This is a genomic window from Lactobacillus sp. ESL0785, from assembly GCF_029395455.1.
Taxonomy (GTDB): Bacteria; Bacillota; Bacilli; order Lactobacillales; family Lactobacillaceae; genus Lactobacillus.
This window is the reverse complement of the sequence record NZ_CP113916.1, coordinates 1361980-1377504: the sequence shown is the minus strand read 5'-3', so window position 1 is coordinate 1377504 and position 15525 is coordinate 1361980. Positions and strand designations below refer to the sequence as shown.

16 protein-coding genes are annotated in these 15525 nt (G+C 39.1%); 15 read left to right on the top strand and 1 reads right to left on the bottom strand.

Translation table 11 applies throughout. From position 1 onward, the window contains the following. The first annotated feature begins 256 nt into the window (after positions 1-256). The 9 genes from OZY43_RS06635 (at position 257) to alr (ending at position 8107) form a co-directional block, all read left to right on the top strand. Positions 257-916 (top strand): amino acid ABC transporter permease, encoded by a 660-nt coding sequence (locus tag OZY43_RS06635; RefSeq protein WP_277164268.1) that lies wholly within the window; start codon positions 257-259, stop codon positions 914-916. Beyond that, positions 897-1568 (top strand): amino acid ABC transporter permease, encoded by a 672-nt coding sequence (locus OZY43_RS06630; protein ID WP_277164265.1) that lies wholly within the window; start codon positions 897-899, stop codon positions 1566-1568. The genes OZY43_RS06635 and OZY43_RS06630 overlap by 20 nt, the downstream gene beginning before the upstream one ends. A 9-nt stretch (positions 1569-1577) precedes the next feature. Beyond that, the gene (locus OZY43_RS06625; RefSeq protein ID WP_277164263.1) at positions 1578-2318 is read left to right on the top strand and encodes an amino acid ABC transporter ATP-binding protein; all 741 of its coding nucleotides are present in this window, start codon (positions 1578-1580) and stop codon (positions 2316-2318) included. Positions 2319-2327: 9 nt separating this feature from the next. After that, positions 2328-3173: a transporter substrate-binding domain-containing protein gene (locus OZY43_RS06620; RefSeq protein ID WP_277164260.1), complete on the top strand. Its 846-nt coding sequence runs from the start codon at positions 2328-2330 to the stop codon at positions 3171-3173. Between the two features lie 115 nt (positions 3174-3288). Further along, entirely contained in the window at positions 3289-3537 is a 249-nt protein-coding gene (locus OZY43_RS06615; protein WP_277152563.1) for a type B 50S ribosomal protein L31, read from the top strand. 126 nt (positions 3538-3663) lie between these two features. Further along, on the top strand, positions 3664-5031 hold the full coding sequence (gene murF, locus OZY43_RS06610; protein ID WP_277164258.1) for a UDP-N-acetylmuramoyl-tripeptide--D-alanyl-D-alanine ligase: 1368 nt from the start codon (positions 3664-3666) through the stop codon (positions 5029-5031). 10 nt (positions 5032-5041) lie between these two features. Further along, complete coding sequence (locus OZY43_RS06605) at positions 5042-6547, top strand: DEAD/DEAH box helicase (RefSeq protein WP_277164257.1); 1506 nt, start codon at positions 5042-5044, stop codon at positions 6545-6547. 77 nt (positions 6548-6624) lie between these two features. Continuing rightward, positions 6625-6978 carry a holo-ACP synthase gene (gene acpS, locus OZY43_RS06600; RefSeq protein WP_277164256.1) on the top strand — a complete coding sequence of 118 codons (354 nt, stop codon included), beginning with the start codon at positions 6625-6627 and terminating at the stop codon, positions 6976-6978. Between the two features lies 1 nt (position 6979). After that, positions 6980-8107, top strand: a complete 1128-nt coding sequence (gene alr / locus OZY43_RS06595) for an alanine racemase (RefSeq protein WP_277164255.1) — start codon at positions 6980-6982, stop codon at positions 8105-8107. Positions 8108-8163: 56 nt separating this feature from the next. Here alr and cbpA read toward each other — a convergent pair whose 3' ends face one another. Beyond that, positions 8164-8877 (bottom strand): cyclic di-AMP binding protein CbpA, encoded by a 714-nt coding sequence (gene cbpA / locus OZY43_RS06590; RefSeq protein WP_277164254.1) that lies wholly within the window; start codon positions 8875-8877, stop codon positions 8164-8166. Positions 8878-9093: 216 nt separating this feature from the next. Here cbpA and pth point away from each other — a divergent pair, with 216 nt between their 5' ends. The 6 genes from pth to tilS all read left to right on the top strand — a co-directional run bounded on the left by pth (position 9094) and on the right by tilS (position 15488). Then, positions 9094-9660 carry an aminoacyl-tRNA hydrolase gene (gene pth / locus OZY43_RS06585; RefSeq protein WP_277166381.1) on the top strand — a complete coding sequence of 189 codons (567 nt, stop codon included), beginning with the start codon at positions 9094-9096 and terminating at the stop codon, positions 9658-9660. 1 nt (position 9661) lies between these two features. Then, on the top strand, positions 9662-13153 hold the full coding sequence (mfd, locus tag OZY43_RS06580; protein ID WP_277164253.1) for a transcription-repair coupling factor: 3492 nt from the start codon (positions 9662-9664) through the stop codon (positions 13151-13153). Between the two features lie 12 nt (positions 13154-13165). After that, positions 13166-13408, top strand: a complete 243-nt coding sequence (locus OZY43_RS06575; RefSeq protein WP_277164252.1) for an RNA-binding S4 domain-containing protein — start codon at positions 13166-13168, stop codon at positions 13406-13408. Between the two features lie 79 nt (positions 13409-13487). Continuing rightward, a complete protein-coding gene (locus OZY43_RS06570) occupies positions 13488-13862 on the top strand; it encodes a septum formation initiator family protein (protein ID WP_277164251.1) in 375 nt (124 codons plus the stop codon). After that, positions 13862-14227, top strand: coding sequence for a S1 RNA-binding domain-containing protein (locus OZY43_RS06565; protein WP_277164250.1), 366 nt, complete (start codon positions 13862-13864; stop codon positions 14225-14227). The genes OZY43_RS06570 and OZY43_RS06565 overlap by 1 nt, the downstream gene beginning before the upstream one ends. Before the next feature lie 22 nt (positions 14228-14249). After that, positions 14250-15488 carry a tRNA lysidine(34) synthetase TilS gene (gene tilS / locus OZY43_RS06560; RefSeq protein ID WP_277164249.1) on the top strand — a complete coding sequence of 413 codons (1239 nt, stop codon included), beginning with the start codon at positions 14250-14252 and terminating at the stop codon, positions 15486-15488. Positions 15489-15525: the final 37 nt, after the last annotated feature.

The window sequence follows — 15525 nt, the reverse complement described above, 5'->3', positions numbered from 1 at the left end:
TAAAAGTTTAGCATATAAGATACTTACAGATAATAAGTAAGAAAGGAATTAACATCATGCAAAAATTACAAAACTGTCTCACTGAATGTTCAACTAAAATTAATGGTCACAGTCTGTTTTTGCAGTTAATTTCGCTTTAATAATCGTTAATAGTTGGAAAGCTGCGAATTTAAATGTATTCGCAGTTTTTTAATGAGGACCTGTTAATTTGCGTAATTGACAGGTCCTTTTTTGTTAGGAAGTGAGGGGGAAAGAAATGAGCTGGCAGATTATCTCTCAGAGTTTACCGGTTTTTGGCAAAGCCTTTGGGTTGACTCTTTGGCTATCACTAGTCGGGATTGTGGGCTCAATTATTGTCGGGATTATTAGTAGTTTAGTGCAATACTTTAAGGTGCCGGTGCTATGTCAAATTTTTACAACTTATGTCGAATTAGCACGTAACACGCCGCTGTTAATTCAATTATTTTTCTTATATTATGCGTTTCCCGTTTTAGGTTTGAAAATGTCAGCAGAAACATGTGGCATTATCGGTCTGATTTTTTTAGGTGGGGCTTATATGGCAGAAGGCTTTACCGGTGGGTTTACTGGAGTCAGTACCAGTCAAGTTGATAATGGTAAGGCACTAGGAATGAGTAAGTTGCAGTTAGCCCGCTATGTTGTTTTCCCGCAAGGATTTGCACTCAGTATGCCGGCTTTGACTGCCAACATTATCTTTTTAATTAAGGAAACGTCGATCTTCTCGGTAATTGCAATTCCAGAACTGACTAATACAGCACTAGATTTAATCGGAATGTATTACCGTTCTAACGAATACTTGTTGGTACTAGTTATCGCTTATGCAATTATCTTGATTCCGATTATCTTGTTCCTAAATTATTTGGAAAGGAGAGTTCGTTATGGCACATTCGGCAATTAATGTTTTCTTAGCTGGGGACAATTTTGCTCGGATCTTGCAAGGCTTGTGGACTTCGGTCTGGATTGCAGCAGTTAGCTTAGTACTGGGTTTAATCTTAGGAACTATTTTTGGTGTTTTAAGGACACTACCTAATAAAATTGTCCGCTTTGTTTTACGACTCTACCTTGAATTCTTCCGGATTATGCCAACAATAGTCTTACTATATCTAGTCTACTATATCCTGCCGCGGCAGCTCCATATCAATTGGTCCGCTAGTTGGATGGCTGTTTTGGCATTTGCCTTATGGGTCGCCGCGGAATTTAGTGATATTGTGCGCGGGGCAATTGAATCGGTGCCATTATCGCAGAAGGAATCAGGTTTGGCATTAGGCTTAAGCCGCCTGCAATTATTCCGCTATGTCTTGTTGCCGCAGGCAGTCAAACTGGAATTGCCGGCAACGATTAATTTGGCAACGCGGGTCATCAAGACGACCTCGTTATTGATGACAATTAGTATCATTGACGTGATTGCCGTTGGTCAGCAGATTATTGAGGCTAATAATCAGCAGTATCCTAATGCTGTCTTTTGGATTTATGGCTTGATCTTCATTTTATATTTTGTAATTGATTATCCATTATCAGCTTGGGCCAAGCGTTTGGCTGCAAAAAAGTAGGTGAATTAAATGACAAAAGAAATTTTACGAGTTGAACATTTAAACAAGTTTTACGGTGATCGCCAAGTATTGCATGACATCAACTTTAAGCTAGAAGAAGGTGAGGTTTTGACCTTGCTTGGGCCATCAGGATCAGGTAAAAGCACCTTGCTCAGATGTCTTAATGGACTTGAGCAATTCAATAAAGGTGCGCTTTATTTTAAGGAGCAAAAAATCACCCCAACTGATCAGAATTGGCAAGATTTACGGCAAAAAATCGGGATGGTCTTTCAGAGTTATGACCTGTTCCCTAATTTAACAGTAATGGAAAATATTTTATTGGCGCCAACCAAGGTGCAAAAGCGCCCAGCAGCAGAAGTTAAGGATGAGGCACTGAAGTTGCTAGATCGTGTTGGCTTAGTTAAGTATGTTGATGCTTATCCGCGTGAATTGTCCGGGGGACAAAAGCAGCGGATTGCAATTGTCCGGGCTTTGGCAATGCACCCAGAAGTGATGCTCTTTGATGAAGTTACAGCTTCACTTGATCCAGAAATGGTGCGTGGTATTTTACAAATCATGACAACTTTGGCCAAAAAGGACCACATGACCATGATTATTGTAACGCATGAAATGAACTTTGCAGCTCAAATTGCAGATCAAGTCTTGTTTTTAGAAGACGGTAAGATTATTGAAAATACGCCGGGGGAGCAGTTTTTTACCAAACCACAAACTGACCGGGCGCAAGAATTTTTAACAAGTATGGATTTTTAAGGAGAAACAATGAAGAAGAATAGAACAAGAAATACAATTATTGGTGTAATAGTTGTTGTAATTATTGCAATTGCAGCTTTCTTTGGAATTAAATCATCAAGTAATCATTCGGCAAGTAATAATGATAGCAGTGTAACTGCCATTAAGAAGCGCGGTGTATTGCGTGTGGCAGTTTTTGGCGATTTACCACCATATGGTTGGGTTAATGCTAGTGGTAAGCGCGTTGGTTATGATGTGCGGCTGGCTCGCCAAATGGCCAAAGACATGGGCGTGAAGATTAGATTCATCCAAGTCAATGCTAACAATCGTGTAGACACCTTAAATTCTAATAAAGCTGATCTAGTTTTGGCTAATTTCACGGTTACACCGGAACGTAAACAGGTTGTTGATTATGCCAAACCTTACATGAAGGTTTCTGTTGGGGTAATTTCACCTAAGAATGCACCAATTACTAAGGCTAGTGAGTTGAATGGCAAGAGTTTAATTGTTACTAAGGGAACTACCGCTGAAAACTACTTTACTAAGAAGAGCGGCATTAATTTATTGAAGTTTGACTCTAAGACCCAGCAATTTAATGCAATTAAGAACAAGCGGGCAGCAGCCTTAGCTGATGATAATTCATACCTTTATGCTTGGGTTAAGAAGAACCCAAGCTATACTGTTGGTATTAAAAACATTGGGCCTAATCAATTTATTTCTCCAGCCGTTAAGAAGGGCAATAAATCCTTATTAACTTGGACTAATAAGGAAATTACCAAGTTAAATAGTCAAAAGTTCTTTGTGAATGATTATAATCAAGAATTAAAACCATACTTTGGCAGTGAAGTTAAGCCAAGTGATATTGTTTTAAACTAACCTAAACGCAAAAAAGATTAAGACTTGAATTTTACTCTAAAAAATGTTAAGGTAATTAACGTTAATCGATTAATCTATGGCTTGAAATAAGGTCATGGCAAAAGGAGTAATAAATATGAAACAAGGCATTCATCCAGATTACCAAGAAGTTGTCTTCATGGACTCAGCTACAGGTGCTAAGTTCGTTGCAGGTTCAACTTTGAAGCCAACGGAAACAGTAGAATACGAAGGTAAAACTTATCCATTAATTCGCGTTGAAATCACTTCAGATTCTCACCCATTCTACACAGGCAAGCAAAAGTTTGCTCAAGCAGATGGTCGGATCGAAAAGTTCAACAAGAAGTATGGTATGAACAAGAAGTAATACCTTTGATCTGGTGGAAGCAGTCCCATTGGGGCTGTTTTTTTATGTGAAGCTAAATTGTTATACCAAAAAGAGATTAAGTGTAATAATTGCTGTATGGACTTTCTTTTTTAGGAGCAAAAATAGATGAAAATGCAACTGGCAGAAATTGCCAAAGCAATCAATTCAACTTGTGAGGGCGACGAGCAAACGATTATTACTTCGGTTGCCTTTGACTCAAGGAAAATTACAGCTGGCGGATTATTTGTCCCACTGGCTGGGGAGCGCGACGGACACGATTTCGTGGATAGTGCAATTGCCAATGGTGCTTGTGCAACATTATGGCAAAAGGGTCATGCTAATAAGCCGACTGCGATTGCTGTCTTGGAAGTTGATGATCCACTTTTAAGTATGCAAAAACTAGCTCAATATTACCTTAGGAAGGTTAACCCAACTGTTGTTGGGATTACTGGTTCTAATGGAAAAACAACCACTAAGGATATGACTGCTGCGGTTTTGGCTAAGAGATTTAACGTACACAAGACAGATGCTAATTTTAATAATGAAATTGGTGTGCCAATGACGATCTTGGAAATGAAGCCGAACACTGAAATCTTGGTTTTGGAAATGGGCATGGATCATGCAGGGCAATTGCATCATTTAAGTGAATTAACGCATCCTGATGTAACTGTAATTACGATGATTGGTGAAGCTCACATTGAATTTTTAGGTTCGCGTGAAGGTATTGCTGATGCAAAAATGGAAATTACTGACTTTTTGCGTGAGGACGGGGAGCTTATTTACAACGGTGATGAACCGCTTTTACGTGAGCGCAGTGCCAAAATTAAGCAAGCAAAAGTTACCTTTGGTTTTGCAAAAGATGATACAGTTTATGCGACAGGCTTTAGAAGTTATAAGCACCATGCGACTTTCACAATTAATAGTTCAGACAAGCAATTTTCAATTCCCATGATTGGTAAGCATAATGTTTCTAATGCGATGTCAGCTCTGTGTGTGGGGCAGCATTTTGGCGAAAGTGATGAGGAAATTGCTGCTGCTTTGGCTAACTTTACTCCGACTGCCAACAGAATGGAATGGGAAAAAGGCGATGTTGGCGAAGACATCATGAGCGATGTCTATAATTCAAATCCAACTGCTGTGCGGGCAGTATTGACTAGCTTTGGGCAAATTCAGGTGCCTGAGGGTAGCCGCCGCATTGCAGTTTTAGGTGACATGCTTGAATTGGGCAAGCGGTCTGCTGCTTTACATGCGGGTTTGGCTGATAGTCTTGATCCCCAGGTAATTAACGAAGTGTATTTATTTGGTGCTGAAATGAACAACTTAGCTGCTGCTTTAAAGAGCAAATATGCGCCAGAGAATTTACATTATTATAAAGAAGATCAGATGCCGCAAATGATTGCAGCATTGAAGAATGATATTAAGCCGCACGACATTGTCGTCTTAAAGGGCTCCCACGGGATGCACCTTGAAAAAGTAGTAGAGCGGCTTAGATAAGGAGAATTTAGTGAAATTTTCGGAATTAGGATTAAATGATGAGCTTCTAAAAGCGATTAAGCGTTCAGGATTTGAGGAAGCAACACCAATCCAGGAACAAACAATTCCACTTGCCTTAGCAGGTAAAGATGTAATCGGACAAGCGCAAACTGGTACTGGTAAGACAGCTGCTTTTGCATTGCCGATTTTACAAAATTTAGAAAAGCAACATAAAGCTATTCAAGCGTTAATTATTGAACCAACACGTGAACTTGCTATTCAAACGCAAGAAGAACTTTTCCGTTTAGGTCGTGATGAAAAGGCACGTGTGCAAGTCGTTTATGGCGGGGCTGATATCGGTCGGCAAATTCGTTCAATCAAAAAGCAAGTACCAGCAATTTTGGTTGGAACACCAGGTCGTTTGCTCGATCACTTAAAGCGTAAGACAATCAACTTAGAAGATGTTAAAACCATTGTCCTTGATGAAGCTGATGAAATGCTTGATATGGGCTTTATTCAAGATATTGAGAGTATCTTGAGCTACGTTAAAAATCGCAAGCAAACTTTGCTGTTTAGTGCGACCATGCCGAAGCCAATTTTACGCATTAGCGAAAAGTTCATGAACAATCCAGAGATTGTTCGTATTAAGGCTAAAGAATTAACAGCTGACTTGATTGACCAATATTTTGTCCGTTCAAAAGACTCAGAAAAATTTGACATTATGTGTCGGTTGATTGATGTTGAAAGTCCAGATTTAGCCGTAATCTTCGTTCGAACTAAGCGCCGTGTTGATGAAGTTAATCGGGGTTTGCAAGCACGGGGTTACAATGCTGCTGGGATCCATGGCGACTTATCACAAGCACGGCGAATGAGTGTTTTGAAGCGCTTCCGTGCTGGTAAGTTAGATATTTTGGTAGCAACTGATGTTGCTGCTCGTGGACTTGATATTTCAGGTGTTACGCACGTTTATAACTATGATATTCCCCAAGATCCAGACTCATACGTTCACCGTATTGGCCGTACTGGTCGCGCCGGTCAAAATGGTGTGTCAGTTACTTTTGTTACGCCAAACGAAATTGGCTACATGAGGACAATTGAACAATTAACCAAGAAGAAGATGGAACCACTTCGTCCACCATCAGATGATCAGGCTTTACGCGGTCAATTGAAGATTGCTAAGTCAAAGATTGAAGATTTGATGAAGGAAGATTTAACTAAATATACTCAAGACGCAAATGAATTATTGGAAAATTATTCAGCCTTGGACTTAGTTTCTGCCTTTTTGAAGAACCTCTCAAAAGATTCTTCAAGTGTTGAAGTTAATATTAGTTCAGAAAAGCCATTACCTTACAAGGGTGGTGGACGTCGCAGCAACGGTCGTGGTCGTGGACACTATGGCCACGGTGGTGGCAGTTATCGCGGTGGTCATGGTCGTGGCGGCAATCGTGGTGGTTACCGCGGTCATGGTGATCGTAATCGCGGCGGCCACTCACACCGCAGCGGTCATAACTTTGTAATTAAGAATAAAAAAGATTAATGATTTATTTAAAAATGAGTTGTTCTGTTGGACAACTCATTTTTTGTATTATAATTTTTGAATAAGGGGTACAAAGAATGATTTTTGGTGTAGGAATTGATGCTGTTGAGGTTGAACGGGTAGCCAAGATTGTTGCGAAAGGTGATAATTTTGCCAAAAAAGTATTAACTGCGAAGGAATTTACACAGTATCAGCAACTGCAAGGTAAGAGGCAAGTTGAATATCTTGGTGGTCGCTTTTCAATCAAAGAAGCCTTTTCTAAAGCAATGGGCACGGGGCTAGGCAAAGAAGTCGGCCTTCAGGATGTGGAAACACTGTGGGATAACGTTGGGCATCCTGTAACTACATCAACCAAGTTTAATGGTAAAATCTTTCCAAGTATTACCCATGATAATCATGAAATTATTACATTAGTTGTGTTGGAGAAATAACATGATTCCAGGAATTCATCGACCGGCTGCAGTTCGAGTTGATTTAGGTGCAGTCAAACAAAATATTGAGCAAGAAATAAAGCATTTAGAGCCAGGGCAAAAATTATTTGCAGTTGTTAAGGCAAATGCATATGGTCATGGGGCTGTTCAGGTCGCCAAAACTGCTGTAAGTGCTGGTGCCGCTGGCTTTTGCGTGGCAATTTTGGATGAGGCTCTTGAACTGCGTCGTGCTGGCATTGTTCAACCAATCTTGGTTTTAGGCGTAACACCGGCCAAGTATGCGGCACTAGCAGCAGTTAATGGCGTTTCCTTAACTGTTCCTGACGTAGAGTGGCTTAAAAAAGCGGCAGAGCAGCTAACAGGGACAGGATTACAATTAAAGATCCATTTGGCAATTGATTCTGGTATGGGGCGGATAGGTTTTAGTACAGATGATGAATTTATAGCAGCTAATGACCTACTACTTGATAGTGATACTTTTGTAGTCGAAGGTCTATTTACCCATTTTGCTTCTGCTGATAGCAGTAATGATACGTATTTTAAGAGTCAAGTTGCACGCTTTAACCACTTTCAGTCCTTACTTAAAGTACATCCTAAGTGGATTCATCTGGATAACACAGCAGCAAGTGTTTTTAATAAAAAAATTCATAGTGATTTGGTACGTTTTGGGATTGGAATTTATGGTTTGAATCCATCGTCTAATCCTGCAAGTGCTGATTTAGCAACTGCTATCAAGTTGAAGCCAGCATTATCATTCGAAAGTGAATTAGTGCAGGTACATTTAATTCATCAGGGTCAAGGCGTAGGTTATGGTTCAACTTATGTTGCTGATGGTGATCAATTGATTGGGACGGTACCCGTGGGTTATGCTGACGGTTTTATTCGCAAGTTTCAGGGCTTTAAAATTAAGGTTGGAACTGAATTCTGTCCAATTGTTGGCCGGATTTGTATGGATCAGTTAATGGTTCGCTTGCCGCATAAGATGCCGGTGGGCACTAAGGTGGTGCTGATCTCAAATAATCTAGCCGAACCTAATAATATTAAAGCTGCTGCTGATTATGTTGACACAATTCATTATGAAGTTGCTTGTCTTTTAGATGATCGTTTGCCGCGGATTTATGATAATTAAGTGTATAAAAATACTGCTAGTGGTAAAACTAGCAGTATTTTTTAATCGGTAATAAATTAATTGTCTTGTTGGTCGGAATTATCAATATAAACCCCAGGATTTTCATCGCTCATAATAGTCATTCCAGCCTGAAGGTCTTCAACCTCGGAAACAACGTAGCCTTTATGTTTCAGCTTTTTAACGATAGTTTTAAGTGTATCTTCGGTAATACCGGCAGGTAGAGTAAATAAAACGCGGCGCACAAAGGTACTGTTTGCATCAGTAGTTGAGGCATCAAGGCTCATAACACCGGCAATATTTGAATATTTAGTAATAACCTTGGCCATTTTAACTAAGTTTCCGCGATCGTTATCGGTTAACACTGTGAAAACATATGAACCTGTTTTGATATTCCATGCATTAGATAACATATCTAAAAGGCGCGAGTGAGTTAAAATTCCATAAAACTTTCCGCTTTCATCCAAAACAGAAATATAAGGTAAGTCTTTAATCGTGAAGAAAACTTTAAAAAATGGTGAGTTAACTTTAATGGTTTTAGTGGCATTTTTTAGCAAATAAGTAACAGGTAAATTTAAATCTTTACCCTGTGATTTGTGCCGGTAAATGTGCATCTTATAGATATTACCACGGAAAATGGTACCTGTATCATCAAGAATTGGCACACAGCGAAAGCCAGAATCTTCTAGTATTTTAAGTGCTTCTGCAAGTGTAGCATGTTCGTTGACTGTTGTTAGGTAATCTTTTTTGATAACTAAAGATTTAATAAGCATAGATTGCCTCCGTATATAAAAATAATCTCAATAAGTATAACATAGTTGTTTTCTCGATTAAATAAACATTAAAATAAAATATTAATTAAGCTGAGTTTAGCACCAGTCTGATAAATAAAAAAGCAGGGCGGTTAATGAAAAAGTTTAATCTTTTAGCAAATTTGTCGATGCGGGAGTGTGCTATTATTAATACGATTAAAAATAAGGGGAAATATGATGAAAATTATTGCAGGTCTGGGCAATCCGGGCAAAAAATACGATGGCACCAAGCATAATACGGGATTTATGGCTGTAGATCATTACTTAGCAGAAAATAACCTGACACTTGAAAAGGAAAAATTTGAGGGTAAGTTTACCAAGCAAAAGATTAATGGTGAAGATGTTCTGTTGCTTGAACCACAAACATATATGAATGATTCAGGGCGGTCGATTGCTCAAGTAGCACACTTCTTTAAGGTGGAGCCGCAAGATATTCTGATTATTCATGATGATATGGATATGCCACTGGGGAAAATACGTGTACGTGCAAACGGCAAATCTGGCGGCCATAACGGAATTAGGAGTATCATTCGTGATTTAGGGACCAGTAACTTTAACCGTCTAAAAATCGGTATTCGGCATCCTGCAAAAGTTACTGAAGCTAGTGTCGTTTCGTGGGTGTTGTCGCCGTTTAACAGTGAGCAGCAAGAGTTAATGACAACTGCTTTTGCTACAAGTAGTCAAATTATCACTGACTTTATTGCTGGTAAAAGCAGTCAATATTTAATGAACAAATATAATTAAAATGCGTTTAACAGATTTACTTGAACAAGATCAAGCTTTAACAAATTTTATTTCAAAAACAACTAAATTTAAAAATTCATTGATCACGGGCGCAACTGCCGGTGCTTTTAGTCTGCTGTTAAGACAAATTGTATTTCAGCTAAAGCAGCCGTTGTTATTAATTGAAGAAAATGAAAATAAGGCGCAAAAGTTATTTAGTGAACTGAGTGCAATTATGCCAAACGGTATGGTTCAAAACTTTCCAGTAGACGCGACAATAGCTACCCAAACAGCTGTTAGCTCGCCAGATGAGCTTAGTAGTCGTATCCAAGCATTGAATTTTTTGCTGACAAAAAAAGAAGGGATTGTAATCACAACCCCGCAAAGTCTGCAGTATCAATTGTCGCAACCAGCTGATTTTGCAGCAGCACGACGTGAATTTGCAGCAGGTAAAGAATTTAATTTAGCTGATCTTACTAATTGGTTGGTTCAAGCAGGTTATCTTCGTGAAAATCTGGTTGCCCGACCGGGTGAATTTGCTTTGCGTGGTGACATTTTAGATGTTTATCCACTTGATCGTGAGCAGCCAATTCGGGTAGAATTTTTTGGCGACGAAATTGACACAATTAAGACCTTTGACTTAGCAAGCCAAAGAAGTCAGGAATCATTGGAGCAAGTAACGGTTGTTGCAGCGCAAGATCGGGTATTTATGCCTACTGATTTTGAGCGTGCTGCTCATACGATTAAGCGGGCTATGGCTGATGCACCAGCACCGACAGAAGCAGTTGCAAGTCATTTTAGTCAAATAGTCGATGGTTTGCAGCAGCAGACATTGCCTAAGAACTATGCATTTTTAGTTGATTTTTTAATTGCTAATCCAAGTAGCTTACTGGATTATTTAGCACAAGATGGGGTGATTTTGCTTGATGATTGGCCATTGATTGATCAGGCGGTTAAAACAGTTGATCAGCAAAATGCTGGTTTTATTGATGATGAATTGAAAACTGGGGCGATGCTTCCTGGGCAAGAATTACGGACTGATTTTAAGCAAAATTGGTCAAAAGATAGTCATCATCACGTTTACTTTTCACTTTTTCAACGGAGTCTAGGTCGGATTCGCTTGGGGCAGCTATTTGAGTGGCAAACGCGGGAACCAGAGCAGTTTTTTAGTCAAATGCCACTGATTAAGACAGAGATTGAGTCTTATCAAAAAAAGCAGCAAACCGTGGTATTGCAAGCTGATAATGAAAAAAGAGCACGCCAAATTAGTCAGACAATGGCAGAATTTGGTCTGGATGTGCCAGTTGTCCCTACTGAAGATCTTGTTGAGAAGCAGACACAGATTATTGTTGGTGGGTTTGCCAGTGGGTTTACTCTGCCAAACAGTAATCTAGTTTATCTGACAGAGCATGAATTATTTAATAAGACTACGCACCATAAACGACGCATTCAGACTTTAGAAAATGCACAACGTTTACGTAATTATACTGAACTGAAGCCCGGGGATTACGTGGTCCACGTTAATCACGGGATTGGTCGTTTTGAAGGAATTAAAACTCTAACAAATAACGGGGTTAAGCGTGATTACATTACGATTACTTATCAACATGGCGATCAGTTGTTTGTTCCAGCTGATCAGTTGAGTTTAGTTCAAAAGTATGTGGCTTCAGAAGGTAAGCGCCCCCACATTAATAAGTTAGGTGGTAGTGAATGGGCAAAGACTAAACGCAAAGTTCAGTCGAAGGTTGAGGATATTGCTGATGATCTAATTGAATTGTACGCTAAGCGTGAATCAGAAAAAGGTTTTGCGTTTTCACCTGATGATAGTTTACAAAAGCAGTTTGAGGATGCATTTCCTTATGTGGAAACCCCAGACCAATTGCGGTCAATTAAAGAAATCAAGGCTGATATGGAACAGGCTAAGCCAATGGATCGGTTGCTTGTTGGGGATGTCGGTTTTGGTAAAACGGAAGTGGCTTTGCGAGCTGCTTTTAAGGCTATTCAGGATAATAAGCAGGTGGCTTTTTTGGTGCCAACGACGATTTTAGCGCAGCAGCATTATGAAACAATTCAAGATCGTTTCAAAGATTTCCCCGTTAACTTTGCTTTATTATCTCGGTTTCAGACACCAGCTGAAGCACAAAAAATTGTTGCGGGCTTAAAAGATGGTCAGATCGATTTAGTTGTAGGGACACACCGAATTTTGTCAAAAGATGTTCAATTTAAAGACCTTGGGCTCTTGATTGTTGATGAAGAACAGCGTTTTGGTGTTAAGCATAAAGAAAAGTTAAAAGAATTGAAGGCTAATATTGATGTTTTGACTTTAACTGCAACGCCAATTCCGCGGACACTGCATATGTCAATGGTAGGTGTACGTGATTTATCAGTAATGGAAACACCGCCGTCAAATCGGTATCCAATTCAAACTTATGTGATGGAGCAGATTCCGAGTGTAATTAAGGATGCTTGTTTGCGTGAAATGCAGCGTGGTGGGCAAATCTTCTATCTGCATAATCGCATTAATGATATTGACGATGTTGTTAATCAGTTGCAGAACTTGATTCCAGAGGCGCGGATTGCAAGTGTTCATGGCCGGATGAGTCAAAATCAAATGGAAGATATTCTCTATCGCTTTTTGAATCGTGAGTTTGACATTTTAGTCACTACGACCATCATTGAAACAGGAATAGACATGCCTAATGTTAATACAATGATTGTTGAAAATGCAGATCATTACGGCTTAAGTCAGCTTTATCAGCTGCGTGGTCGGATTGGTCGAAGTGCGCGGCTAGCTTATGCGTATTTTTTGTATCAACCTAATAAAGTATTAACAGAAATCGGTGAAAAACGCTTAGATGCAATTCGTGATTTTACTGAATTAGGTTCAGGTTTTAAAATTGCAATGCGTGATTTGTCGATCCGTGGAGCTGGTAATATGTTAGGAGCACAGCAACACGGCTTTATTGATAGTGTTGGCTATGATTTGTACTCGCAAATGTTAGCTGATGCTGTCAAGGAGCGTAAGGGTAAAAAACAGGTTAAAAAGACAAATGCCGAAGTTGATTTAGGGCTAGAAGCTTATATTCCAGACACTTATATTGGTGATCAAGAAGAAAAAATTGAATTTTATAAAAAAATCAAATCCGCTAATAGTGATGAACTGACGCAAATTGAGGATGAATTGATTGATCGCTTTGGTAATTATCCGGCTTCTGTAGAAAACTTGCTGGCAATGGCTAGCTTAAAATTGGAAGCGGACTTGGCTCAAGTTTTGATGATTGTTAAGACAGGTACCAAAGTTAAAGTTGAGTTTGCACCGCCAGCAAGTCGTGAATTAGAGGGACCAAATATTTTTAAAGCCTTGGAACATGTTAATTTAAAGGCTAAAATAAGTTTATCGTCGCAAAAACGGTTGGTGGCTTTATTGGAATTACCAGAAAAAGAAAATAGCCGGATGTTAACCAATGAATTGCTGACATTCATGACAGCAGCGAGTGCTATTATTCAAAGATAATCGAGGTTAAAAATGAGAATTGATAAATTTTTAAAAGTTTCCCGTTTAGTTAAAAGACGCCCGATTGCCAAAGAAATGGCTGATCAGGGTCGAATTAAGGTCAATGACCGTGTTGTTAAGTCCAGTTATGACGTCAAAATTGGCGATGTAATTGAGGTCGGTTATGGTTCAAGGCAGGTTAAGGCTAAGGTTTGTGAGATTCGGGAAACGACTAAAAAGGCCGAAGCAAGTGAATTATACGAATTAATTGATTAATCACTTTTGTATAGTAATGACTTTTATTGACGTCCTTGTTATAATTAAAATAGTATTGTTTTAGCATAGGGGACAAAAAATGAAGGGACCACGTATTTATAATTCGCTTAGTCCAGAAGAGCGAATGGCACGTTTGCAACGCAAACAAGAAAAAAGAATTAAAGAGATTCACCGTGTGCGGCGGAACAGAATAATTGCTGTATTTGCAATTATTTTTATCTTTTTAGGTGTGCAAATTGTAATTACACACGCACAAACAAATCGGATTAATGAACAGGTACAAACTTCTAAGAGATCGCTTAGCAACATTAATCGAGAGAAAAAATCTTTAACTTCTAAACGGGATAATCTAAAGGATCCAGATTATGTGGCTAAGTTGGTTCGCTTCAAATTTTTATATTCTAAACCTAACGAAACAATTTATAATATTCCAGAAGAAAAAGATAATAATTAATGAAATATCAAGTTGGACAGCGAATAACAGGTGTAATTAATAATATTACTGATCTAGGGATTTTTGTTACATTGCCAGGTAGAAGGTCGGGATTAGTTCACCATAACGATTTTGGCAATAATTGGGAACGTGAACGGCATAATTATCAGCGTGGTCAAAAGCTGCGGGTGGTAGTTGTGCATCATTTTAAAGGCCGCATTGAATTATCCAAAATGCGAGTTAATGATCCGACATTAATTGATCCAACTAATCAATTTTCGTCGACAAAGAAAGAGAATTTCTTAACGGTATTGACGAAGACATCTGAATTGGCACAAGCAGAAATTAAGCAGTTGCACCACGAATTGACTCACTATGCAGATTGATACTTTTTTTAAAGAGAGAAAATTGGCGCTGCAGAATAAGACGTTAGTATTAGCCACTAGTGGTGGTCCAGATTCGATGGCTTTGCTTGATATGCTTAATAATATTCAAGTAAAGTACAATTTACGGCTAGTTGCAGCACATTTGGATCATCGGTTACGGTCAGATTCAGCACAAGAAACGACGTTAATTACTGACTATTGTCAGGATAAGCAAATCGAAATTGTTAATGCCGTTTGGCCCAAACAGTTACATCCTGAAGCTGGGGTGGAAGCAGCAGCACGCGCTTTTCGCTATGACTTTTTATTGCAAGTAATGCATCAAAAACAGGGTGACTACTTACTGACGGCTCATCATTGTGATGACTTGCTTGAAAATATTTTGCTTAAGTTTATTCGCTCAGGCAATCCTAGTGAGATGAATAGTCTGCAGGCTGTGAGTCATTGGGCTGATGTTACTTTATTGCGTCCGTTGATCAGCTTTAGTAAGGCAGATCTGTTGACCTATGACCAGACGCGGCGAATTGCATTTATTGAAGATAAAACTAATAATGAAGATGATGTTCTGCGTAATCGCCTGCGACATCATGTTGTACCGTTATTAAAAGAAGAAAATTCAGTTTTAGGATTAAATGCTTTGCGGTTTAGTAAGCAAATGGCGACGCTAACAGATCTTGCTGCGCGCACTCTTACTCAGTTGCCGCAACCACAAAAAGTTTTAGGTTTTGCTTACCAATTACAGCAGTCGGCGCTTAACTCGCTTTCTGAAAGTGAGCAGATCTATTACTGGCAGAACTTTATTTGGCAAACTTGGCAGGTGCGGACGGGTGCAAACTTGGCGGGATTTAGACTAATCAAGTATCAACGTTACTTTTATCTAATGCCGCAGAATTTACCGCCAAGGCCGAAAGCAGTATTAGTTAAACCAAATCAAGTCTTTGTTTTTGGTGCTCGCCGGCTGCTGGTTACTAGGCAATTACTGCCGGGACAGCAATGTTTGGGGAAGTTTCAACTAGCAAAAACATGCGAATTAATTGCCAAGTCGTTACCACCGGGTGCAAAATTACTACTTAAAAGCGGTTTGCATGTTAAAAGTAAAAAAGAATTTGCTAAAAGTGGCATTCCCGCTATCTTGCGGCCGTATTGTTTGGCGCTTTATAAACATGAAGAGCCTGTTTTTGTTGAACAGGCTTACCGTAATCAACGCCATAATTCTAATGCCGAGCAATATTATATTTATATTGATAATGATAAGAAATTTTAAAATGTTAGAGCATTAGTGAAATTTGTGTTAAACTTTT

Bases quoted from the DNA above. Each gene is read 5' to 3' on its own strand.
- OZY43_RS06635 (WP_277164268.1), top strand. From the start codon at position 257: ATGAGCTGGCAGATTATCTCTCAGAGTTTACCGGTTTTTGGCAAAGCC.
- OZY43_RS06630 (WP_277164265.1), top strand. From the start codon at position 897: ATGGCACATTCGGCAATTAATGTTTTCTTAGCTGGGGACAATTTTGCT.
- OZY43_RS06625 (WP_277164263.1), top strand. From the start codon at position 1,578: ATGACAAAAGAAATTTTACGAGTTGAACATTTAAACAAGTTTTACGGT.
- OZY43_RS06620 (WP_277164260.1), top strand. From the start codon at position 2,328: ATGAAGAAGAATAGAACAAGAAATACAATTATTGGTGTAATAGTTGTT.
- OZY43_RS06615 (WP_277152563.1), top strand. From the start codon at position 3,289: ATGAAACAAGGCATTCATCCAGATTACCAAGAAGTTGTCTTCATGGAC.
- murF (WP_277164258.1), top strand. From the start codon at position 3,664: ATGAAAATGCAACTGGCAGAAATTGCCAAAGCAATCAATTCAACTTGT.
- acpS (WP_277164256.1), top strand. From the start codon at position 6,625: ATGATTTTTGGTGTAGGAATTGATGCTGTTGAGGTTGAACGGGTAGCC.
- alr (WP_277164255.1), top strand. From the start codon at position 6,980: ATGATTCCAGGAATTCATCGACCGGCTGCAGTTCGAGTTGATTTAGGT.
- cbpA (WP_277164254.1), bottom strand. From the start codon at position 8,877: ATGCTTATTAAATCTTTAGTTATCAAAAAAGATTACCTAACAACAGTC.
- pth (WP_277166381.1), top strand. From the start codon at position 9,094: ATGAAAATTATTGCAGGTCTGGGCAATCCGGGCAAAAAATACGATGGC.
- mfd (WP_277164253.1), top strand. From the start codon at position 9,662: ATGCGTTTAACAGATTTACTTGAACAAGATCAAGCTTTAACAAATTTT.
- OZY43_RS06575 (WP_277164252.1), top strand. From the start codon at position 13,166: ATGAGAATTGATAAATTTTTAAAAGTTTCCCGTTTAGTTAAAAGACGC.
- OZY43_RS06570 (WP_277164251.1), top strand. From the start codon at position 13,488: ATGAAGGGACCACGTATTTATAATTCGCTTAGTCCAGAAGAGCGAATG.
- OZY43_RS06565 (WP_277164250.1), top strand. From the start codon at position 13,862: ATGAAATATCAAGTTGGACAGCGAATAACAGGTGTAATTAATAATATT.